This is a genomic window from Sphingobium sp. FG11, from assembly GCF_057809915.1.
This window is the reverse complement of the sequence record NZ_JBMDKW010000016.1, coordinates 32,646-54,356: the sequence shown is the minus strand read 5'-3', so window position 1 is coordinate 54,356 and position 21,711 is coordinate 32,646. Positions and strand designations below refer to the sequence as shown.

The following is a 21,711-nucleotide window of genomic DNA, read 5'->3' as shown; positions in this document are numbered from 1 at the left end:
AATACAAGGCGCGCCGCTCCGCCTTATGTCCGATCGGGCCTCGATGCGCTAAAGGGGATATATGACGTTGGCTGGACCGAACGCGATCTCGCTTAACCCGAAACTCGACGCAGTCAGCCTGGCGCGCCAGTTCGCTGATAATGGGCGGCTTCAAATTGCGGATTTTCTGATGCCGGACGCCGCTGAAGCACTGCGCACCCATCTTTGCGGACGGACAGACTGGCGTCATGTCATCAATGGGGATTCGCAAATCTTCGAGATTCCGGCGGATCAGTATGACGCCTTGCCTGTAGCGGAGCGGCAGCGGATCGAAGATGCGATGTTCGCCAAGGCAGGGCATGGTTTCCAGTTTCAGTTCGACACTATCCGCGTGCCCGATGGCCGGGCGGCGCGTCTCGCTTCAGCCTCGCCGATCGACGTTTTTGCGCAACTTATGAGCGCCCCGGCCACGCTCGCACTTCTGCGCACCATTACCGGGGCGGCGTCGATCGCTTTTGCCGATGCGCAGGCCACCCGCTACCGAAAAGGCGATTTCCTGACCCGCCATGATGACGCTGTGGCGGGCAAGAACCGCCAACTCGCCTATGTGCTGGGCATGACACCCGGCTGGCAGGCCGAATGGGGGGGATTGCTCCTGTTCAACGACCCCGATGGCGGCGTCATCGATGTCGTGACGCCCCGCTTCAACAGTCTTAGCCTGTTTGCGGTGCGTCAGCCGCACAGCGTAAGCTATATCGCCCCTTATGCGCCGATGGAGAGACTGTCCCTCACAGGGTGGCTGCGCGCGGAGCCACCGCCCGATTAGCGGGCGAAAGGATCTTCCCCGATCGTCTCGGTCGCCCAATCGAGCGCGCGGGCGATATAGTCGCCATGAGCCGCCTCTGTCTCCAAAATATGGTGTTGCTCGGCGGCTGAGGAATATGGGGTGTCGGGTGCTTTGGCATGATGACCCGACCAGCGGATCAGGTTTGCGTCAAGCTGATCGTCCGGAATATCGATCCCCAACGCCCGTTGAGCGCTTTTGGCGGCGACATGGGGCCGGGCGGCGATCATGTCGTGATGCAACAGGTTCGCTCTCTCCGGTTCGGGGCTGCCGGTGGCGTTGAGGAACATTCCCGCCTGAATCGCGTGCAGTGCGACCGCCAGACCGGCCAGCCGATCGAGATCATCCCCGTTCCGCGCCAGCGCCGCAGCGACCAGCTCCGCATCGGATCGGTGGCGACTGGACAGATGCACCGCCGCACGCGCCGCGAACGCGAGCCGGTCGTGGCCGCCGCGGAAGATCGACCGTACGAACGCCGCGCGTGAGGGGGTGAGGTATGTCGCGCGCGTCGATCCGACTTCGCCCGCCAGGCCGGGCAGCAGATTATTGGCCCAGTTGGAGGGTTTGACGACCACGGTTTCGCCCGAAGTCCAGGGGCGGTGCAACATCGTGCAGATGGCGTGGCAGAGCGAAGCGAAATCGGGATCGATCTGGCCCTTCATATCGAGCGACGCCTGATGTCGGGCGATGTCGGCCAGGATATTGGGTTCGCGCAGCACGCGGACCCGGCCCGGCGCGTCGAGCAGCCGCGAGAGAAAGGTGGAGCCGCAAAATCCGACATGGAAGATGAAGCGGCAGAGCGATGAAGGCTGCTGCGACACATGGCGCACGATGTCCGTCCACGGGATCAGGATGGGCGGCGCGTTGCTGAAATCGGTGCGACCGTCGATGAAGGAGGCAGACGCTACCCGGTCGGGATCACTGGAGAGAAACAGGATCGCATGGCGATCCATGTCCAGCGCGTGCGGAAGCAGATGGGGGTCGGATAGAAGGGCATCGACGTCGCGGCTCATAGCAGCCTAGCCGTAGACGCGAAAAAACGGGTGGGGAAGCGGTGTACCGCCTCCCCACCCGTCAGTCATGTCAGAACCGGGCCGTCACGCTGGCGAACACGGAGCGTCCCAGCACGTCATAGGTGTTGGGGAACGTGCTACCCCCACCGGCCGTAGCGCCAGTGGTGTCGCCGACGACCGGCGGTTTCTTGTCGAACATGTTGAGCACGCCCAGCCGAAGCGTATATTTTTCGGCTATGTCGTAGCTCAGCGTGCTGTCGAAATAGCTGAACGCCGGGATCTTCTGGACCAGGATGCTGGAAAGCGATGCGTCCGCTTTGATCCCCCCCAGATAGCGCCAGCGGGTCATCAGGCTGAATTCTTTCCATGCCAGCATGACTTCGGCGACATGCTTCCATTTGGGCATCGGCTCATAATCGCACACCGGGCCGAAATAGCCCGCGCACTGCTCGGCATTAGCCGTCGGATCTGCCTTGAATTTGTAGTTCCGAGTCCAAGTGCCAGAGAAATTAAGGGAATAATGGAAACCCTCAGTCACGCCGCCGCGATATCCCAGCGAGAAGTCGAAACCATCAGTCTTGATCGCGCCGACATTACCCAAGGTCGATGGAACGCCGACATTGGTCGGGCCACTCAGCGAGCCGTCCACGGTATTGCGCACGATGCTCTGGCACACCGAACTGGATGCGCTGGGATTGTTAAAGCAGGACGCGATGGTCAGGAAGGGCGGCGTGTCGCTGATCGCGTTGGCGATCTTGATATTGAAATAATCAACCGACGCCGTGAATCCCGACAGTTGCGGAGGACTGAGTACGACGCCCAGCGTCCAGGTGTCCGATTTTTCTTCGCTCAGGTTCGGATTACCCCCGGTGAAGATGTTGATCTGACCCGAGATCGGCTGCGGAATGATGCTGGTGTTGCCTCCGCCGGGGAAAGCCGATGACGGCGCACCCTGTGCGATACAGACCGCCTTAACCGCATCGCTGACGGTGCCTGAACAAGGATCGGTACCCAGGCCGCCGGTGCCCGCCACTACCGGCGAGTAAAGCTCATAGAGGTTCGGCGCGCGCACGGCCCGCTGATAAATACCGCGTAGCCGGACACCATTGGTTGGCGACCAGTCGCCGCCAGCTTTGTAAGTCCACACGCTGCCGACAGTCGAATAATCGGAATAGCGTCCGCCAATTTCGAGATTCAACGATTCGAAGAAGGGACGGTCGGTGATCAACGGAACCTTAAGTTCGCCATAGATTTCTTTGACGTCATAGTCGCCGCTGATATTTTGACCCTGACCATAATAGATGAGATCGCCCGAGGCGTAGAGCGGATCGACGCTCGTTCTGCCCTTTTCCTTACGATATTCGACACCTATAGAGAAAGCAGCCGGCTTGTCCGCCAGCGGGCTGGTGAGGAAGGCAAGAGCGGCAGGCGTGATGCTGTTATAGCCGAAAACGTTAAGCGGTACGCATCCATTCGAGGGGTCGAAACAAGCCGGTCCATTGGGACCAGCCACGACGTCGAGTGCCTGCTGAAGGGCTGTATAGGAAAGGTCGTTGCGCAGGATCGAGCTTTTCTTTGACTGGCCATATTGGGCGAAGACGTCCCACCGCAGCGATCCGAGATCACCCCGGAAGCCACCAACGAACTGCATGTTCTTCGTCCGGAAATTTTCCAGGCGCCCGCCGGTTTCGATCATGCGGCGACGAATGCCGATGACGGACGTGCCCGCACGCGCGGTCGGATCGCTTCCGACGCCGGATCCGTCGTTGATCTGCAATCCCGAATTGGCTGCAGTATCGAAAAACGCCGATCGCTGCGCAGGTGACAGATAAGGATTGTTGGGATCGATGTTGAACAGGAAACCCGCCGTAGCCGTCGGTGCAAGTTGCAGATCGACCTTCACGTCCGAATAATTGGCGCGACCATAAAACTCTATGCCGTCCGCCAGCTCATATCGGCCCAGCGCCATAAAGTTCCAGCGCTCGAACGGCGACTGGGCATAGTTGACGGGATTGAAATTATACAAGCCAACATTGCTGCTCAGGCTGCCGTCGGGCTGCACCTGCTGCCGCCCGCCGCCCGGCACGTCAAACGCCGTCGGAAAGGTGTTGCTCGAACCGCCCGAACTGACGAGATCATCGCTGTCGATCGAATTGGCAAGGCGCGGACGCGCGCCATAAAATACACCTTCGCGCTTAGAATAACCGCCAGACACTACCAGGTTGCCACGACCGTCGGCGGTTTCGAAGCCGCCTGTCAGGCTGAGATTATAGATCGCGCCATCGCCGCGCGTCGTCACCTGCGAACTGGCGTCGGCGACAATACCCTTGAACCGGTCGTCGAGGATGAAATTGACCACGCCTGCGATCGCATCCGAACCGTACACCGCCGAAGCGCCACCTGTCAGGACATCGACCCGTTTGATGAGCGCGGCAGGAATGGAATTGACATCGACCGCGCCGCTGGTGTCATAGGACGGGGCGCGTTTGCCGTCGATCAGGACGAGCGTGCGCACCTCTTCCAGCCCGCGCAGATTGACCGTCGCCGCGCCGTCGCCGGGATTGTTCGCACTCTGCCCGAACCCGGCCGCGAATTGCGGATTGCTTTGCAGAATCTGTTCGACGGTAACGGCGTTGGTCTGCTTGATTTCCTGCGCCGTGACGACAGCCACGGGACTGGACGCGGCCAGATCGGGCCGCTGGATTCGCGAGCCTGTGACAATGATGGTGGCGCCATCATCAGCAGGCGTTGCCGCCTGCGGCTCGGCCTGCGCCATAGCGGACGCTGAAACAAATATGCCTGCCCCGGTAAAAGCCAGTGCAGACATAGTTGCGCAACCGCGCAGAAGCGCGTTCTTCGAAAGTCTATTCATTATCCAGTCCCTTGCTCTGGAGTAACAACGGGGTTTCCCCCGATCATAACATTGACCGATGAAAGGGTAGAGCGCCCGACAACGCCCCTTTCATCCGTACTGCGATCCAGTCTGCGCGGCGGTTTTACGACTGTAAAGCGCCGCGCTCGGGCGGATTCACATTTGATTTCCGTTGTAACAAATTTACAACAGCCAAGCGCAAGCGGTTCAAAGCGGGACAAGATAAGTTTGTTGCGGGGAAAGGAACGATGACGGCAGCAATCTGTTGAGCAATTGCTCAACAGCGCGCTTTCATTGCGCGCAAGGCGTCTTTCCGGCGCATGGCTCCGGCCCCATCGTCCCGGCCAAAAGCATGGGATCGAGGCGCGCGTCGTTCCATTTCATCGCCCAATGGAGATGCGGCCCGGTCGCGCGGCCAGTCGCACCCACCGCGCCGATGCGTTGACCCTGCGCCACATGGTCGCCCAGCTTCACGTCGATCCGCGACAGATGCAGGAAGGCGCTGTTGAGGCCATGGCCATGATCGATCATCAGCAGATTGCCTTCCAGAGTGAAGGGCCTGTCCGCCGCCAGGATCACCACGCCATCGGCCGGCGCGACCACCATTTCCCCTACGGCGCCGGTTATGTCCACGCCGCCATGATAAGCGCCCGGCGTGCCCTGATATATGCGTTGCGCGCCGAACAGGCCCGATATCCGCCCCCGGCGCGGCCAGATGAAGCGCTGCCGCCAGCCTTTGCTTTCGGCGTGGATGGCGCGCGCTTCCGCGATTCGCGCCAGTTCGGGCAGGCGCAACGCCATGAACGCCTCGCTATTCTTCGTCGGTCGCATCGGCGCATCGATGCGCTCGATTCGCCAGTCGCGGGGTGTGACCGTCAGCGCGCGTTCCTTCATCTGGCCGTTCGCCAGCCGCGCGGAAAGCCGGGCGTTAGGCTTCGCGTCGCGATCGAAGGCGACCAGAAACCGTCCATCGGCATCGAAGGCTACAGGCTGCCCGTCCAGCCGCAGTTCCACCGTGCCGGGCGGCGCCTTGCCCAGCGCGACGCCGCCCTGCGTCAGTACGCCGGTAAGGGCGAAGTCGGCAGATGCGGCTACCGGGGCGGGCGGGACCGGGGCGGCCGTTGCGGCGCTGGTCAACATGAGCGGGATGGCGATCAGCGCGCTGCGCACGCCCTTCATCCCGCCTGCGGACGGTTCAGTTCGGCGGCTACGGACGCTTCTGCGCTGGCATAGGGTTCCTGCCGCTTGATGCTCCAGTAGCGCAGATCCTCCAGCGCGATCCGCGCTCCGGTGACGGCGCACAGCACATGGTCGCCCGGCTGAAGCACGCGAAAGCTGTAAGCCATATAGTGGAGACGCGCAGGGCGGTCGCGTTGAGACATGAGCATGACAGACTATCCTTCCAACTGACGGCGGATCAGGAAAAAAGGTCCGGCTGACCCGCTTTTCCCACCTCGCGCGGCTTGCGCTCTGCCGCGCGCGGGGTGGATGGTGCTTCGGCCATGCCGTCGCCGACCTGCGCGTTAACCGGCCCGTCCCTGAACCACAGCGTCACCGCACCCGCCGCCCGCGCCTTGGCGGCGGACCCCACGACATGGCCCTCCGCCATGACCCGCGCGAAGCCCAGCGCCAGCGGCCTGTCGGGATCGAGCGATGTGAACAGCCGGGACAGGCGATCGAACGCCGTGGCCCGGTCGCGATGGACCCGCGCCAGATAGTCGGGATGCAGGCGAAGGCGGTCGAGCCTCTCGCGTGCCCGATCGAGCTGGCGGCCGAGCAGCGGAGGGCGCAACGCCCCGCCGACATGGGCCAGCCTAGCCCGCGCATCGGCGGCACGATGGCGCAGGCCGCTGGCGAGCGCGTCGGACAGCTGGTCGAGCCGCTGGCGCTGGCCCGCAAGCAGCGTGTCGGGCGTCGGCATGAGGCGCACCTGCATGTCGAGCCGGTCGCGGGCCTGCATTACGCCACGCCGCGCGGCGCGACCGGCGCGCAGCCCCAGATCGGTGAGGCCCGCCAGCAGGTCCGCCCGCACCGGCACTGCCATTTCGGCGGCGGCGGTGGGCGTCGGCGCGCGCATGTCGGCGGCATGGTCGCACAGAGTCGTATCAGTCTCATGGCCCACGGCGGAGATGATCGGGATCGAACATTCGGCCACGGCGCGGACGACGATTTCCTCGTTGAAGCTCCACAAATCCTCGATCGACCCGCCACCGCGCGCGACGATGACGAGATCGGGCCGGGGCAGCGTGCCGCCGCCGTCCATGGCGCTAAAGCCCCGCACGGCGCGGGCGACTTGTTCGGCCGCGCCCTGCCCCTGCACCAGTACCGGCCAGACCAGCACATTGGTCGGGCAGCGATCGGCGAGGCGATGGAGAATGTCGCGGATCACCGCGCCGGTCGGCGACGTGACGACGCCGATGGTGCGCGGCAGAAACGGCAGAGGTCGCTTGCGATCGCCATCGAACAGCCCTTCGGCGGCAAGTTTCGCTTTCAGTTTTTCCAGCAGCGCCATCAGCGCGCCTTCGCCCGCCAGCTCCATCCGTTCGATCACGATCTGATATTTGGACCGGCCGGGATAGGTGGTGAGCTTGCCGGTCGCGATCACCTCCACCCCGTCCTGCGCGGCAAAGGCGAGACGCCCGGCCCCGCCCTTCCACATCACGCCGTCGATCACGGCATTGTCGTCCTTGAGGCAGAGATAGAGATGGCCAGAGGCCGCGCGCTTGAAGCCCGAAATCTCGCCGCGCAGGCGAACATGACCGAAACGGTCTTCCACCGCGCGCTTGAGCGAGGCCGACAATTCGCTGACGCTCAACGGCGGCGCGTTGTCGCCGGGCCTTTCCTCCGCTAACAGGCGGCCCGACACGTCAAAACCAGCTTCATATTCCGGGGACATGGGCGAAATGAACATCCTTTTGCTTGGCGGCGGTGGCCGCGAACATGCGCTGGCGTGGAAGCTGGCGCAATCGCCATCCTGTTCCACCCTCTATGCCGCGCCCGGTAACCCCGGCATAGCCCAGCATGCGCAACTGGTCGATATCGACACCACGGATCATCGCGCGGTGCTGGATTTCTGCACCCGCCATTCGATCGGGCTGGTCGTCATCGGGCCGGAGGGGCCGCTGGTCGACGGCCTTGCCGACAATTTGCGCACCATGGGCGTGGCGGTGTTCGGACCGGGCGGCAAGGCCGCCCAGCTCGAAGGGTCGAAGGGCTTCACCAAGGATCTGTGCAAGCGCGCGAACATCCCGACCGCCGCCTATGTCCGCGTGACCAGCAAGGACGGTGCGATCGCGGCGCTCGACGATTTCGCCTTGCCGGTGGTCATCAAGGCCGACGGGCTGGCGGCTGGCAAGGGCGTCATCATCGCGGAGACGAGGGCCGAAGCGCTCGACGCGCTCGACACGATGTTTTCCGGTGCGTTTGGCAAGGCGGGCGAGGAGGTCGTGCTCGAAGAGTTTATGACCGGCGAGGAAGCGAGCTTCTTCGCGCTGACCGATGGCGAGGCGATTTTGCCGTTCGGATCGGCGCAGGATCACAAGCGGGTGGGCGATGGCGACACCGGACCCAATACCGGGGGGATGGGTGCCTACAGCCCCGCGCGAGTGTTGACGCCCGAACTGGAAGCACGGGTGATCGACACGATCATTCGCCCCACGGTCGAAACGCTCAGCGCCGAGGGCATGCCCTATTCGGGCGTCCTCTATGCCGGGCTGATGCTGACCGAGGACGGTCCAAAGCTGATCGAATATAATGCCCGGTTCGGCGACCCGGAATGCCAGGTGCTGATGATGCGCTTCGATGGCGATCTGGTCTCGCTGCTGCTGGCGGTGGCGCAGGGGCATCTGGCCGAATATGGCCCGGTCGAACTGGCGCCGCGCACCGCACTGACCGTCGTGGTGGCGGCGAAGGGCTATCCCGGCACGCCGGAAAAGGGTGGGTCGATCGCGGGCATCGCTGTGGCGGAAGCGACCGGCGCCCGGATATTTCACGCCGGCACTGCGGAAAAGGATGGCACGCTCGTCGCCAGCGGCGGACGCGTGCTCAATGTGACCGCGACCGGCGACAGCGTGGGCGCGGCGCAGCAGGCGGCATATGCGGCGGTGGATGCGCTCGATTTTCCGGGCGGGTTCTGCCGCCGCGACATTGGCTGGCGCGAAGTCGCCCGCGAGCGGGGAGAGACCGCCTGACATGGCGACACTGGAACGCGGCGCGCTCTTGCAGGGTTGAGCCGACAGGGAGGATATGAGGCATGCAGGAATTTTTCATCGATTACGGCCTGTGGCTGCTGATCGCGCTGCTCGTGATCATCGGCGTCATCTTCCTGCTGTCGGGGCGGCGCGGGCAATCCGAGCCTGTCGAGGCTGACGAGATCTTGCCGTCGTCCATGCCCTCTGCGCTGGAGGGCCAGGAGCCGGAGATCAGTGTACCGCCTGCGCCGATCGTGGCCGCAGCGCCTGCCCCGGCACCCGATCCGGTCATGCAGGAGGCCCAGCCGATTCCAACCGCCGCGCCAGACGCGGATCAGCCCGACGATCTGCTGCACCTCAAGGGCGTCGGTCCCAAGCTCAACAGCCTGCTGATCGAACTCGGTGTGCGGCGCTTCGCCCAGATCGCCAGCTGGACCGATGCCGACATCATGGCGATCGACGCGAAGCTCGGCACGTTCAAGGGCCGCGCCGTCCGCGACCAGTGGGTGGATCAGGCGCGATATCTTGCGGCTGGCGACGTTGCCGGGTTCGAAGCCAAATATGGCAAGCTGTAGCTAACGCGTCTTACGCGTCGCCCGCAATGTCCCGCACGCGCGGGGCCAGCCGGGCCACTGCCGCGTCATGGATGCCGGGTGCGGTGCACAGCAGGCCGAAAGCGGTCGGGTCCGGCTGATTGAAGGCCAGCCCCGCGCCCAGAGCATCGGTGACGATGCCGCCCGCCTCCTGCACGATCAGCGCGGCGGCGGCGACGTCCCATTCATTGCCCCAGCGCAGGGTCGCGACCAGATCCGCCTCGTCCGCGGCGACCATTGCCATGCGCAGGGCGATGCTGTTGGGCTTGGCAACGGCGACGAGATCGCGCTCGGAACGCGGCAACTGATCGGCGGGCACGCGTGCGCCCGGCAGGCTCGTGCGCGATCCGGCGCGCAGTGCCTCGCCGTTGCGGGTCGCGCCGCCGCCCGCCTGCGCGATCCAGATTTCGCCTCGTGCCGGTGCGGCGAGGATGCCGATCCGCACCGCCTTATTCTCGACCAGCGCGACCGAAACCGACCATCCTGGCCGACCGCGCAGATAATCGCGCGTGCCGTCGATCGGATCGACCACCCAGACCCGCGACTGGTCCAGCCGATGCACCGTGTCGGCGGTCTCTTCCGACAGCCAGCCCGCCGATGGATCAATGTCCCGCAACAGGCCGCGCAGGAGGGCGTCGACCTCCAGATCGGCCTCGCACACCGGGTGGCCCGGCTCCTTTTCCCACTGCCGCACGCGCGTTTCGCCATTCGCCCAGAGCGTGAACGCATGCGCGCCGGCTTGCGTCACCGCCGCAACGACACGGTTCAGATCGACCTCAGCTCCCGGCAATGGTCATCCCGTCGATTCGCAGCGTCGGCACATTCATCGCGTAACGGAAATGCAGGTCGTTGGCCGGAACCAGCGAACGGAACATATCCTTGAGGTTGCCCGCGATCGTGATTTCGGAGACGGCGTGGCCGACCGCGCCATTTTCGATCAGGAAGCCGGACGCGCCCCGGCTGTAGTCGCCCGTCACGCCGTTCACACCCATGCCGATCAGTTCGGTCACATAGATGCCGCGCCGCACGTCGCCCATCAGTTCGCCGGGCGTCGCCATACCCGCTTCCATATGGACGTTGGTGACGCCCGCGCCGGGCTGTCCGCCGCCGCCCCGGCTGGCGTGGCCGGTCGGTTCAAGCCCCAGTTGCCGGGCCGATGCGCTGTCGAGCAGCCAGCCGGTCAGCACGCCCTTGTCGATCAGGGCGCGTGGCCGGGTCGGCAATCCTTCACCATCGAACGGGCGCGAGCGCAGTCCCCGCTCCAGCAGCGGATCGTCCATAATGGTGACGCCCGCATTGAACAGCGCCTGTCCCAGACTGTCCAGCAGGAAGCTTGAACGCCGGGCGATGGCGGGGCCGACCATGCCGCCGATCAGATGTCCGATCAGGCTCGATCCGACACGCGGATCGAAGATGATCGGCAGGACCCCGCTTTCGATCCGGACCGGGTTGAGCCGCGCGACGGCGCGCTGGCCCGCGCGCACGCCGATCGCTTCGGCATCGTCGATATCCTCCAGATGGCGAACGCTGTGGCTCGCATGATCGCGCTGCATCGCCGATCCGCTGCCCGCCAGCACGCTCGCCCAGGTCGAATGGCTGGTGCCCGCATAAGCGCCCGCAAAGCCGTGGCTGGTGGCGAGCGCCATCTGGCTGCGGCCGCTCGATGCGCCGCCGCCCTCGCTGTTGGTGATGCCCGGCACGCCGCGTGCGGCTTCCTCGGCGATCAGCGCACGCTGCTTGAGCGCCGCAGGTTCGGGTTCCGCCTCGTCAGCCAGGTCGAGCATGGGCGGGCGCTTGCGCAACAGCCGGTCTTCGGGGGCAAGCCCGGCATAGGGGTCCTCCGGCGCCTCGCGCGCCATGGCGATGGCGCGATCGACCAGCGTGCCCAGGGTCGCCGGATTCATGTCAGACGCGGAAATGCTCGCCGAACGCCGTCCGACGAAGACGCGCAGGCCGATCTCCTCGCCTTCGGAGCGCTCGACATCCTCCAGCTCGCCCAGACGCACCGATACGTTGGTCGACGCGTTGCAGACGTAAAGCGTATCGGCCGCATCCGCACCCGCCCTGCGCGCGGCGCTGACCAGATCCTGCGCGCGCGACTGGGCTTCTTCGAGGCTGAGCATGATGTTTGGGACGATCCTTGGGTGGAAAGGGATTATGCGCGCCTTACGCGCTCGAACCATGGGGCGCAACGGATCGCGACATGCAGGTTCAAGCGACGAGCGTGTCCGCCTGTTCCAGCCAACAGGTCAAAAGATGCCAGGCGATCGCCATGGGCGGCGGCGCGACGAAGGGCGCGTCGGGATCGCCCGCAAGCGCCGCGCGCACGCCGGCGGCATCGCACCAGAAGGCATGTTCGATCTCGGTCTCGTCCAGCGTCAGCTTATCGTCCTGCGCCTGCGCGATACAGGCGATCATCAGGGACGAGGGGAACGGCCAGGGCTGGCTGGCGACATAGCGCACCGAATGGACGGCAATGCCGGCCTCTTCCTTCAATTCGCGCGTGACCGCTTCCTCGATCGTCTCGCCCGGCTCGATGAAGCCGGCCAGCGCCGAATAGCTGCGCGGCGGAAAGCGCGGCTGGCGGCCAAGCAGCACGCGTCCATCATGTTCCGCAAGCATGATCGCCACCGGATCGACACGCGGAAAATGCTCGGTTCCGCAACTGCCGCAGCGGCGCGCCCAGCCTGCCTTTTCCGGGGCGGTCACGCCCCCGCAACTGGCGCAGAAGCCATGTCGCGCATGCCAGTCGACCAGACTGCGCGCGGTGCCAAAGAGCGCGAGTTCTTCGGCCGAAATCTCCTTGGCGAGTGACCAGCTGCGCGGGGACCCGGCCGCGCCATGCGGGAGGTTCGACATCAGCCGCGCGAAAATCGGACGGTCCCGCACGTCCATGCCTAACAGCACATGATCCGCGACCACAGCAGCCGACGGGAGCGGGGTCATCACCAGATGGCCGTCCTGCGCCACGGGATCGAGGCCGTCGAGCAGGAGCAGGCGAGCATCTGGGGAGGCAAAGGCGCGGGCGAGCAGATCGGGATTGCTGCGCACATGATCGACCCGGTCGATCGTGCCACCGGCGAAGCCCGGCACTGCCCTTTCGCGGCTCTCACTGCCGTGCATGTTTAACCCTTTCCTGCATCACCGCCTCTGTCGCCCGCCGGAACAGCGTGGGAAGGCCAGCCTCTTCGATATGCGCGATCGGCCACCATTCACCGGGACCGGGCGGAACGCAACTGCTCTCCACCCGCCCGACATGGATGGCAAGGGCGAGCGAGAAATGGGTAAAGACATGATCGACCGGCGCGGCCAGCGTCGTCCACTGCGCCGCGACAGGCGGCGTCGCGTCGGGCGCGGCGCTCCAGTCCGATGTGGGAAGGCCCCGCATGCCGCCGAGCAGGCCCTTGTCGGGCCGCCGCACCAGCCATATCCGGGCGTCGCCATCCTCGATCCACCAGCCATGGCCCAGCCGGTGCGGGCGTGCCTTTTTCGCGGCCTTGACCGGGAAGGCGGCAGGGTCGGCGGTGCGGAAGGCCGCGCAGCCATCCCGCAGCGGGCAGATGCCGCAAGCGGGATTGCGTGGCGTGCAGATGGTCGCCCCCAGATCCATCATCGCCTGCGCGAAGTCGCCCGCCCGCGCATCGGGCGTGATCGCGTCGGTCGCGGCGCGGATTTCGGGCCTCGCCCCCGGCAGGGCCGTCGAGATCGCAAACAGCCGGGCTACCACCCGTTCGACATTGGCGTCGACCACGACCGCGCGGCGGCCAAAGGCGATGGCGGCGATGGCGGCGGCGGTATAGGCTCCGACCCCCGGCAACGCCCGCAGCCCTTCTTGCGTATCGGGAAAGACGCCCCCATGATCGGCGACGACCGCGCGGGCGCAGGCGAGCAGATTGCGTGCCCGCGCATAATAGCCAAGCCCCGCCCAGGCGGCCATCAGGTCCGCATCCTCGCTCACCGCCAGCGCGGCGATATCGGGCCAGCGCTGCGTGAAGCGCTCAAAATAGGGACCGACCGCAGCCACGGTCGTCTGCTGAAGCATCACTTCCGACAACCACACCCGATAGGGATCGGCGGCATTGCTGCCCGGCGGCGCTCGCCAGGGCAGGCGGCGGGCGTGCATGTCATAATGCGCGAGCAGGGCATGGGCGATTTCGGCGCGGGGCATCTCGACGGGCATGGCCGCCCTATGCCATGGTACGGGTCATGACGGAACGCCCCGCCTCGCCAAAACCGGCCGCAAAATCGACCAGCTGTCAGGCCGCGCCTGCCGAACGGCCGCGAATCGGCGGACCGCGCGCGATCGCGGACCTGATGCCGGAGATCGGCCGCGCCGCTTTTCGCAAATTCGGCTTCGTCCAGTCGAGCATCGTCACCCGCTGGACCGACATAGTGGGCGCACATTATGCGGCGGTGACAGCGCCCGAATCGATCCGCTTCCCTGTGGGAAAAAAGGCGGAGGGCACTCTGCAACTGACGGTAATGAGCGGCCATGCGCCGATGATCCAGCATGTATTGCCCGACATTATCGAGCGGGTGAACCGCTTCTTCGGCTATGCCGCCGTCGCCAAAGTCGCGATGCGGCAGGGCCAGATCCGGCCCGTCGACGCCGAGCGACGCCCCCCGCCCCGGAACCTCAAACCTTTGCCGGTCGAGCTGGGTGATTCGCTGCGCGACATCGGTGATCCCGAATTGCGCGCCGTGCTCGAATCGCTGGCGCAGGGGCTTGCCAATTCGCGCGGCCTGCCCAAGATCAGCTGACTGCATGCTCCGGCCGTTGGAGCGCATAATGGACCGTCCGATGATGAAAATCCGCCTGCTTGCCCTTCTCCTGCTATTTCTGCCCATGCCCGTCATCGCCGCGCGCCCCGCGCCGAACTGGATCGCCCGCGTCGCGCTGTCGCCGATCGGCGGTCATGTGATGGGCAATCCGGCCGCACCGACCAGGCTGGTGGAATATGTCAGCTACACCTGCACGCATTGCGCCCACTTCGTGGGGGAGGCGACCGCGCCGCTCAAGGCCGGTTATGTGAAGGGCGGCAAGGTCAGCGTCGAAGCCCGCAATGCGGTGCGCGACAAATATGATCTGGCGGCAGCGCTGCTCGCCCGGTGCGGCGGGCCACGCCATTTCTTCGGCAATCATGAGGCGCTGTTCGCCAATCAGGGGCCATGGCTGGAACAGGTCGAAGCCTATGATCGCGACCCGACGACCAGACCTACCGATCAGAAGGCGGCGCTGCGCGACATCGGCCAGAAAACCGGCCTTTATGCGTTAATGGCCAAGCGCGGGTTCACCTCGCCGCAACTGGATGCGTGCATCAACGATCCGGTCGCCACGAAGCAGATCGTCGCCATGACGGACGAGGCATGGAACAAGATCAAGATCGGCGGCACTCCGAGTTTCACCGTCAACGGGACGCTTGTCGGCGGCTCCGACTGGGCGACGCTTCAGGCGGCATTGCCCGCCGCCGCTCAGTCCACTAGATCACGGTGAACTCAATTAATCCCGTCCGTCATTCGAACAATCCGGAGCCAATCGCGTCGTGAAACTCCTGCCCGGTCTTCTCGCCCTTGCCCTCAGCCTCACCGTCGCCGCTTGCGGCAAGAGCGACGGATCGCCCAAGCCTTCGGGCGATCCCATCGCCGCCGTCGCACCCCCGGCCGGGACGACATGGGCCGAGACGGTCAACATTTCGCCCGATGGTTATTTCATCATGGGCAATCCGCAGGCGAGGATAAAGCTGGCCGAATATGCCTCCTACACATGCAGCCATTGCCGTGACTTTTCCGCCGAGGCGTCGGAAGAAATCCGCGGCATGGTGAATACGGGCAAGATGAGTTACGAATTTCGCAACTATGTGCGCGATCCGATCGACATCGCCACCGCCTTGCTAGCCCGTTGCGGCGGCAAGGATATTTTCTACCCGATTTCCGAACAATTCTTTACGAACCAGAATGCGATGTTTGCCAAGGCGCAGGCGCTGGGCGACGCGAAATATCAGGCGCTGATGAGCGCGCCGCCCAAGCAGCGCTTCGGCCAGCTGGCGGAGGCTGTGGGTCTGGTGGACTTCGCCAAGCAGCGCGGCATCGCGCAGACGCAGGCGCAGCAATGCCTCGGCGACACCGCTGCTGCCGAAAAGCTGGCCAAGGGGGTCGAGGCCGCCAATAGCCGCTATCAAATCAGCGGCACCCCCACCTTCATCATCAACGATGCGGTAGTGGAAAACGCTGCAAGCTGGGCGGTGCTCAAGCCCAAGCTCAAGGAAGCGGGCCTCTGATTGGGCGGCGGGGGGCTGCCTTGTCCGGCGGCGAAGCCCGCTAAGGGGGAAGCGCCCGCCCGCTGCCCGCACCCGCGCTGATGCAGATCCGGCGTCTCAAGCTGTCGGGGTTCAAAAGCTTCGTCGATGCGACGGAGCTGCGGATCGACCCTGGCCTCACCGGCATTGTCGGTCCCAATGGCTGCGGCAAATCCAATCTGCTGGAGGCCATCCGCTGGGTGATGGGCGAATCCAGCGCGAAATCGATGCGCGGCGGCGGCATGGACGATGTGATCTTCGCCGGCACGGCGACGCGGCCACAGCGCGATTTCGCCGAAGTGTCGATGCTGACAGTGCAGGAACAGGGCGAACTGTTCGGCGCGGTCGAGGTCGGCGCCGACGGCGAACTGGAGGTCATGCGCCGGATCGAGCGCGGCGCGGGCAGCGCCTATCGCGCCAATGGCCGCGACGTGCGGGCGAAGGATATCGCGCTGGTCTTTGCCGACGCCGCGACCGGCCCGCACAGCCCGGCGCTCGTCAGTCAGGGACGGATTGCCGCGGTGATCGCCGCCCGGCCGCAGGAACGCCGCGCGATGCTGGAGGAAGCGGCGGGGATTGCGGGCCTGCATGTGCGCCGCCGCGACGCCGAACAGAAATTGCGCGCGGCGGAGGGCAATCTGGCGCGGCTCGACGAAATCCTGATCGACATGGATGCCCGCGCCAGCAATTTGCGGCGTCAGGCACGGGCGGCGGAACGCTATATCCGCCTGTCGGCGGAAATACGGGTGGCGGAGGCGCGGGTGATCTTCGCCCGGTGGCGCGAGGCGAGCGCGAGCGCCGACGCCGCCCGCGCCGAAGCGAAACAGGCCGAGGCGCTGGTGGCGATCGCGCAGGAGGCGCAGGCCAGCGCCGCCGGACAGGCCAGTGCGGCGGTCGAAACGCTGGCCCAAAGCCGCGCCGCCGCCGGGATCGCGCGGGACGCTGCCAGTGAAGCGGGGCACAGGCTTGCCGCGCTGCGCACGCAGAGGGACGCCGCCATCCGCCGCGTTGCAGACCTTGCCGCGCAAATGGAAAGGCTGGCGGAGGACCGCGACCGCGAAGGGACGCTCGCCAATGACGCGGCGGAAGCGATCGCCCGGTTGACCGGGGAAGCCCAGTCGCTCCGCACGCGGATCATGGAAACGGAGGCCGCGCAGCCCGATCTGGCCAGCCGGATCGCGCAAGCCGAGGCGCTGGCGCGCGATGCCGAACTGGATCTGGCGAAGGCGATGGCCCGGCAGGCGGGCGAGCAGGCCGAGTTGCGGGTCGCCGACGCCGCGCTGGCCGCTGCGCGCGGCCGGCTCGACAAATGCCGCCAGGATGTTGCGCGACTGGAGGGGGAAGCGGCGGCCTTGCCCGCAATCGCGCCGATCGAGGCGCAGCGCGATCTGGCGATCGAAACGCAGCGTCTCGCCGCGACGGAGCGTGAGGCAGCGGAGGCGCAAATCGCGGCGACCGAGGCCGCACGGCAGGATGCGAGCGCCCGCCGCGCGCTGGCCGAATCTGCGCTGGCGGGTGCTTGCGCTGCGCTGGCGGCGCTGGATAGCGAAGCGGCGGCGCTCCGGCGCGCGGTGGACAGCAGCGGCGGCGGTCGGGAGCGCGCGCTGGATCGGCTGAAGGCGGCACCCGGCTATGAGCGCGCGCTGGCGGCGGCGCTGGGCGATGATCTCGAAGCGCCGATCGCCCTCGACGGTGCGCGGCGATGGGCGGGGGCGGAGCGGACGGCTAAGGACCCCCCGCTTCCGGCCGGATGCTCTCCTCTCTCCCGCCATGTGACCGCGCCGCCGGAACTGGCGCGGCGACTGGCGCAGATCGGGGTGGCTGCGACCGACGAAGGCCAGCCGCTGGAGGTCGGCCAGCGACTGGTGACGACCGATGGCGTGATGCGGCGTTGGGACGGCTATGTCGCGCGCGAGGGTGGTGCGGCGGCGGCAGAGCGGCTGATCCGGCTCAACCGGCTGGACGCTATCGAGGGAGCGCGGCCGTCTTTGCAGGCCGATGTGGATGCGGCGCAGGCCGCGCAGACTACCGCCGGGCAGGCCGAACGCGCGGCGGTGCAGGCGCTGACGGCGGCACGCGCGGCATCGGGGGAAGCCGATCAACGGCTACGCTCGGCCCTGCGCGCCGCCGATCAGGCGGTGACGGCGCTGGAGCGTCTCGCCGGTCGGCGCGAGGGGATCGAGGAACGGCTGGTCGAGACGCGGCGCGACGAGCGAGCGGCCGCCACAGACCACGACATTGCGCTCGCGGCGCGCGCATCGATGCCCGATGGCGGCGAAACCCGCGCGCTGGTTGCCGCGCTGACGCTGGCGAGCGAAAAGGCGCGGCTCACGGTCAGCCAGTTGCAGGCGGACCGGGCACTGGCGGATCGCAGCCTGGCGGGCGACCGCGAACAGGCGGCGGCGGCAGAAGGCGAGATCAGGCGCTGGCGCGGACGAGCGGGCGAAGCGGCGAAACGGATCGCCGCCATGGTGGCGCGCGGCGAGGCGATCGCGGTGGACCGCAGCAGCATCGAGCATCAGCCCGCCACACTCGAATCGGCAATCGCGGCGTTGGCCAGCGAAGGCGCGTCGCTGGCCGAACAGGCCGAACAGGCACGGCTCGCCGAGACGGAGGCCGAGCGGCAGCTCAAACAGTGCGAGGCGCGGGCAGCACAGGCGAACGAAGCGTCGAGCGCTGCGCGGGAGGCGCGGGCAGGCGCGGTTGCGCGGGCTGAGGCGGCGGACGAACGGCGGATCGAGACCGGGCGGCAGTCGGGCGAACGGTTCGAATGTCCCCCGCCGCTGCTGCCCGAACGGATCGGTTTCGACAGCGCCGATATCCGCCTGTCGCAGACCGAACAGGCCGAGCATGATCGCCTGTCCGCCGAACGCGAGCGGATCGGGCCGGTCAATCTGGTCGCGGCGCAGGAACTGGTCGAACTCGAAGCGACGCAGGCGACGAGCCGGGCCGAAAGCGAAGAATTGACGCAGGCGATCAACCGGCTGCGCGGCTCGATCGGCAGCCTCAATCGCGAAGGGCGGCAAAGGTTGCTCGCCGCGTTCGAGGCGGTGGATGGCCATTTCCGCCGGCTGTTCACGACGCTGTTCAACGGCGGGCAGGCGCATCTGGCCCTCATCGACAGCGACGATCCGCTGGAGGCGGGGTTGGAGATCATGGCCCAGCCGCCGGGCAAGAAGCTCGCTACGCTCACCCTGTTGTCCGGCGGCGAGCAGGCGCTGACCGCCGTCGCGCTGGTCTTTGGCCTGTTCCTGACCAATCCCGCGCCGATCTGTGTGCTGGACGAGGTGGATGCGCCGCTGGACGACGCCAATGTCGAGCGCTTCTGCGACCTGCTTGACGCAATGGTGGAACAGACGCGGACCCGCTATCTGATCGTCACCCATAATGCCGTCACCATGGCGCGGATGCACCGGCTGTTCGGCGTGACCATGGTGGAGCCGGGGGTTAGCCGGTTGGTTTCGGTAAATCTGGACGGCGCGGAATCATTGCTGGCGGCCGAATAGGGTCAGGTTTTTGCGTCGCCATCCCGATGCGCGAGCGGGTTGAACCTGCTCGTCGCCAGCCGCATCCGCCGGAACAGACCGCGCTCGTGGATCGGCTCCAGCATTTCGCCCGGTCCTTCCGGATCGAGTATCTCATTGTCGGCAAGCCAGGCCTGCACATCGTTGAGGTCGGGCGTGGCATAGGCGCGCAACGTTCGCCCCGGCTTGGCGCGCAATTCCTCGATCCCGCCGATCAGGCCGCGCTCGGCGATCACCGCCGCCACGCGCTCTGCCGGCAGGTCGAGATGCTCGGCGATCAGTTCGTCGCGTATGCCCAAAATCACCGCGCCATGGCCTTCATTGCCGGGCGACAGGGTGTCGATGCAGACGTCGCATTCGGTGTCGAGCCGCATCGAGCGATTATTCATGTTCGACGAGCCGACCCGGATCAGACGGTCATCGACGATCAATATCTTGGCATGCACATAGATCGGCGCGCCGCGCATCGTGAAGGGATGATAGATGCGCAGCCGCCCGTGCGAATCCCGCGCCTTGAGTGCTTCGAACAGGCGGGCGCGGGCAGTGTCCATCGCCTGCTGCTCCAGCCAGCCGTCCGCCTGCGTCGGGTTGATGATGACGATCTCCGGCCCGTCCGCTTCCCCCAGCCGAGCGGCGATCGCCTCGGCGATGCGGCGGGAGGCGAAATACTGGCTTTCGGCATAGATGCATCTGCGGGCGGCGGCGATCTGGTTGCAATAGAGCCGCTCGATCTCGATCAGTTCGTCCTGATCGTCCATCTCCGGCGCGGTGCGGGCGATGGCGACGGCGACGTCGCGAAACTGGACCGGCAGGGCGTCAGGCCAGCAGTCATGCTCGCCCGTGATGGGCGACAGATCCTCGCCGCCCGCCCCTTTCCACCGTGCGCGGGCATGATCGCCCAGCGCGGCGGCGACAGGTCCCTGCAAGGCCGTGGTGGCGTCATGCCAGGGACCGTAGGCGGAGCCGTCGGGATGGCGGCGACCGGGGTCCTCGTCACGGTGATGGCGCGTATCCCAGCGGTCGCCGGTCATGTCGATGCCGCCGCAAAAGGCGAAGCAATCATCGATCACGACGATCTTTTGATGATGCGAGGCCGCCGGGGGATGATGGCTGTCGAGCTTCACCGTCACGCGCGGATGCCACATCCATTTGAGCGTGGTGACGAGGTTGGTCGGGCGGATCATCGATTTCATCGCGCCGATATCCCAGCGCAGCAGATAGATTTCGAGGTCCGGATTGCGTTCAACCAGCCAACTGATGAAATCGCCGATGATGACCGGCGCGCCGTCATCCGCCTCGTCCTCGCGGATCAGGGTGATGCGCGCGTCGAAGTCCCAACCGATCAGCATGATCCGCTTCTTGGCCTTCAGCATGGCGGCGCGAGCGTGGCGGAAATAAGTGTCGGCGTCGATGATGACGCTGGCGCGGGTCGCCTGTTCGATCCGCCAGCAATCCTCGCCCGCTACGGGACCGGACGCGCTCATGCCGCACCCACGACGAGGCAGGCGAGCAGCATCAGGAAACCGGCGAAGCGGTTGGAGCGGAATTTCGCCAGCGGATCGACGCCATCTTCACGCAGAGTGGCGACCTGCCACAGCAGATGCCCCGCCATCGGCAGCAGCGCGAGCAGCACCAGCGGCTGGGGCCGAACCTGCCAGAGCGCCCCGGCCCACAGCAGCAGCGCCAGCGCATAGCACAACGTCACGCCCGCGCGCACATGTCCGCCCATCGACAGCGCGCTAGACCCGATGCCGATCAGCGCATCATCCTCGCGATCCTGAAGCGCGTAGATAGTGTCATAGCCGATCACCCAGAAGATCGACCCGCCATAGAGCAGCAGCCCCGGCATCGTCAGGTCGCCCGCGACCTCCGTCCAGCCGACCAGCGCGGCCCAGGAAAAGACGAGGCCGAGCCAGATCTGCGGCCAGCCGGTGATGCGCTTCATGAACGGATAGGCCGCGACCAGCGCGAGGCTTCCCAAAGCGACGATCTGGGCGAGGAAATGCAACTGAAGCAGGACAAGCAGACCAACGAGGCAGAGCGCCAGCAGCCAGCCCCAGGCGGTGGCGAGCGACACCGCGCCGCTCGCCAGCGGGCGGGTGGCGGTGCGCGCCACCCTGGCGTCGAGATCGCGATCGACGATGTCGTTAAAGACGCAGCCCGCGCCGCGCATCGCGATGCTGCCGAGCAGCAGCCAGAAGAAAAGCGGCCAGCGATCCCCGACTCCGCCCGCCAGCGCGACCGCCCATGCGCCGGGCCAATAAAGCAGCCACCAGCCGATCGGCCGGTCGAGCCGCGCCAGCAGCGCGAGATTGCGGGGGAGCGCCGGCAACCGCGCGAACAGCCTGCGGATCGGTCCGCGCACTTCGCTGTCGGGGACGATGGCCTGGCTCACATGCA

Annotated in this window: 18 protein-coding genes; 7 read left to right on the top strand and 11 right to left on the bottom strand. The window is 66.1% G+C overall.

Annotated features, from left to right (window positions below; genetic code table 11):
- Positions 1–61 precede the first annotated feature (61 nt).
- Entirely contained in the window at positions 62–805 is a 744-nt protein-coding gene (locus ACODSN_RS13530; protein ID WP_489056013.1) for a 2OG-Fe(II) oxygenase, read from the top strand.
- On the opposite strand, the gene ACODSN_RS13525 is transcribed toward ACODSN_RS13530, so the two are convergent.
- The 5 genes from ACODSN_RS13525 to xseA form a co-directional block, all read right to left on the bottom strand.
- Positions 802–1,836, bottom strand: a complete 1,035-nt coding sequence (locus tag ACODSN_RS13525; protein WP_489056012.1) for a hypothetical protein — start codon at positions 1,834–1,836, stop codon at positions 802–804. The two genes, ACODSN_RS13530 and ACODSN_RS13525, sit on opposite strands and share 4 nt — an antisense overlap.
- A gap of 70 nt (positions 1,837–1,906) precedes the next feature.
- On the bottom strand, positions 1,907–4,612 hold the full coding sequence (locus tag ACODSN_RS13520) for a TonB-dependent receptor plug domain-containing protein (RefSeq protein ID WP_489056011.1): 2,706 nt from the start codon (positions 4,610–4,612) through the stop codon (positions 1,907–1,909).
- A 387-nt stretch (positions 4,613–4,999) separates the two neighbouring features.
- On the bottom strand, positions 5,000–5,887 hold the full coding sequence (locus tag ACODSN_RS13515; protein WP_489056010.1) for a M23 family metallopeptidase: 888 nt from the start codon (positions 5,885–5,887) through the stop codon (positions 5,000–5,002).
- On the bottom strand, positions 5,884–6,096 hold the full coding sequence (locus ACODSN_RS13510) for a DUF2093 domain-containing protein (protein WP_489056009.1): 213 nt from the start codon (positions 6,094–6,096) through the stop codon (positions 5,884–5,886). The genes ACODSN_RS13515 and ACODSN_RS13510 overlap by 4 nt, the downstream gene beginning before the upstream one ends.
- 29 nt (positions 6,097–6,125) lie before the next feature.
- The gene (gene xseA, locus ACODSN_RS13505; RefSeq protein WP_489056008.1) at positions 6,126–7,604 is read right to left on the bottom strand and encodes an exodeoxyribonuclease VII large subunit; all 1,479 of its coding nucleotides are present in this window, start codon (positions 7,602–7,604) and stop codon (positions 6,126–6,128) included.
- 7 nt (positions 7,605–7,611) lie between these two features.
- Here xseA and purD point away from each other — a divergent pair, with 7 nt between their 5' ends.
- Entirely contained in the window at positions 7,612–8,898 is a 1,287-nt protein-coding gene (purD, locus tag ACODSN_RS13500) for a phosphoribosylamine--glycine ligase (protein WP_489056007.1), read from the top strand.
- 62 nt (positions 8,899–8,960) lie between these two features.
- Entirely contained in the window at positions 8,961–9,473 is a 513-nt protein-coding gene (locus tag ACODSN_RS13495) for a hypothetical protein (protein ID WP_489056006.1), read from the top strand.
- Between the two features lie 10 nt (positions 9,474–9,483).
- Here the strand turns inward: ACODSN_RS13495 and ACODSN_RS13490 are convergent, their stop codons facing one another.
- The 4 genes from ACODSN_RS13490 to ACODSN_RS13475 all read right to left on the bottom strand — a co-directional run bounded on the left by ACODSN_RS13490 (position 9,484) and on the right by ACODSN_RS13475 (position 13,671).
- On the bottom strand, positions 9,484–10,281 hold the full coding sequence (locus ACODSN_RS13490) for a 3'(2'),5'-bisphosphate nucleotidase CysQ (protein WP_489056005.1): 798 nt from the start codon (positions 10,279–10,281) through the stop codon (positions 9,484–9,486).
- Entirely contained in the window at positions 10,268–11,614 is a 1,347-nt protein-coding gene (locus ACODSN_RS13485) for a TldD/PmbA family protein (RefSeq protein ID WP_489056004.1), read from the bottom strand. The genes ACODSN_RS13490 and ACODSN_RS13485 overlap by 14 nt, the downstream gene beginning before the upstream one ends.
- An 88-nt stretch (positions 11,615–11,702) precedes the next feature.
- Positions 11,703–12,614 (bottom strand): NAD(+) diphosphatase, encoded by a 912-nt coding sequence (nudC, locus tag ACODSN_RS13480; RefSeq protein WP_489056003.1) that lies wholly within the window; start codon positions 12,612–12,614, stop codon positions 11,703–11,705.
- Positions 12,601–13,671: an A/G-specific adenine glycosylase gene (locus ACODSN_RS13475; RefSeq protein ID WP_489056002.1), complete on the bottom strand. Its 1,071-nt coding sequence runs from the start codon at positions 13,669–13,671 to the stop codon at positions 12,601–12,603. The genes nudC and ACODSN_RS13475 overlap by 14 nt, the downstream gene beginning before the upstream one ends.
- A gap of 26 nt (positions 13,672–13,697) precedes the next feature.
- Between ACODSN_RS13475 and ACODSN_RS13470 the strand changes: the two genes are divergently transcribed.
- The 4 genes from ACODSN_RS13470 (at position 13,698) to ACODSN_RS13455 (ending at position 19,293) form a co-directional block, all read left to right on the top strand.
- Positions 13,698–14,252 (top strand): DUF721 domain-containing protein, encoded by a 555-nt coding sequence (locus ACODSN_RS13470; RefSeq protein ID WP_489056001.1) that lies wholly within the window; start codon positions 13,698–13,700, stop codon positions 14,250–14,252.
- A gap of 40 nt (positions 14,253–14,292) precedes the next feature.
- Positions 14,293–14,985: a thioredoxin domain-containing protein gene (locus tag ACODSN_RS13465; RefSeq protein WP_489056000.1), complete on the top strand. Its 693-nt coding sequence runs from the start codon at positions 14,293–14,295 to the stop codon at positions 14,983–14,985.
- 49 nt (positions 14,986–15,034) lie between these two features.
- Positions 15,035–15,769, top strand: a complete 735-nt coding sequence (locus ACODSN_RS13460; protein ID WP_489055999.1) for a DsbA family protein — start codon at positions 15,035–15,037, stop codon at positions 15,767–15,769.
- A gap of 80 nt (positions 15,770–15,849) precedes the next feature.
- Positions 15,850–19,293, top strand: coding sequence for a chromosome segregation SMC family protein (locus ACODSN_RS13455; RefSeq protein ID WP_489055998.1), 3,444 nt, complete (start codon positions 15,850–15,852; stop codon positions 19,291–19,293).
- A 2-nt stretch (positions 19,294–19,295) separates the two neighbouring features.
- On the opposite strand, the gene ACODSN_RS13450 is transcribed toward ACODSN_RS13455, so the two are convergent.
- Together ACODSN_RS13450 and ubiA are read right to left on the bottom strand one after the other, a co-directional pair.
- On the bottom strand, positions 19,296–20,795 hold the full coding sequence (locus tag ACODSN_RS13450; protein ID WP_489055997.1) for a phospholipase D-like domain-containing protein: 1,500 nt from the start codon (positions 20,793–20,795) through the stop codon (positions 19,296–19,298).
- Positions 20,792–21,706 carry a 4-hydroxybenzoate octaprenyltransferase gene (ubiA, locus tag ACODSN_RS13445; RefSeq protein ID WP_489055996.1) on the bottom strand — a complete coding sequence of 305 codons (915 nt, stop codon included), beginning with the start codon at positions 21,704–21,706 and terminating at the stop codon, positions 20,792–20,794. The genes ACODSN_RS13450 and ubiA overlap by 4 nt, the downstream gene beginning before the upstream one ends.
- Positions 21,707–21,711: the final 5 nt, after the last annotated feature.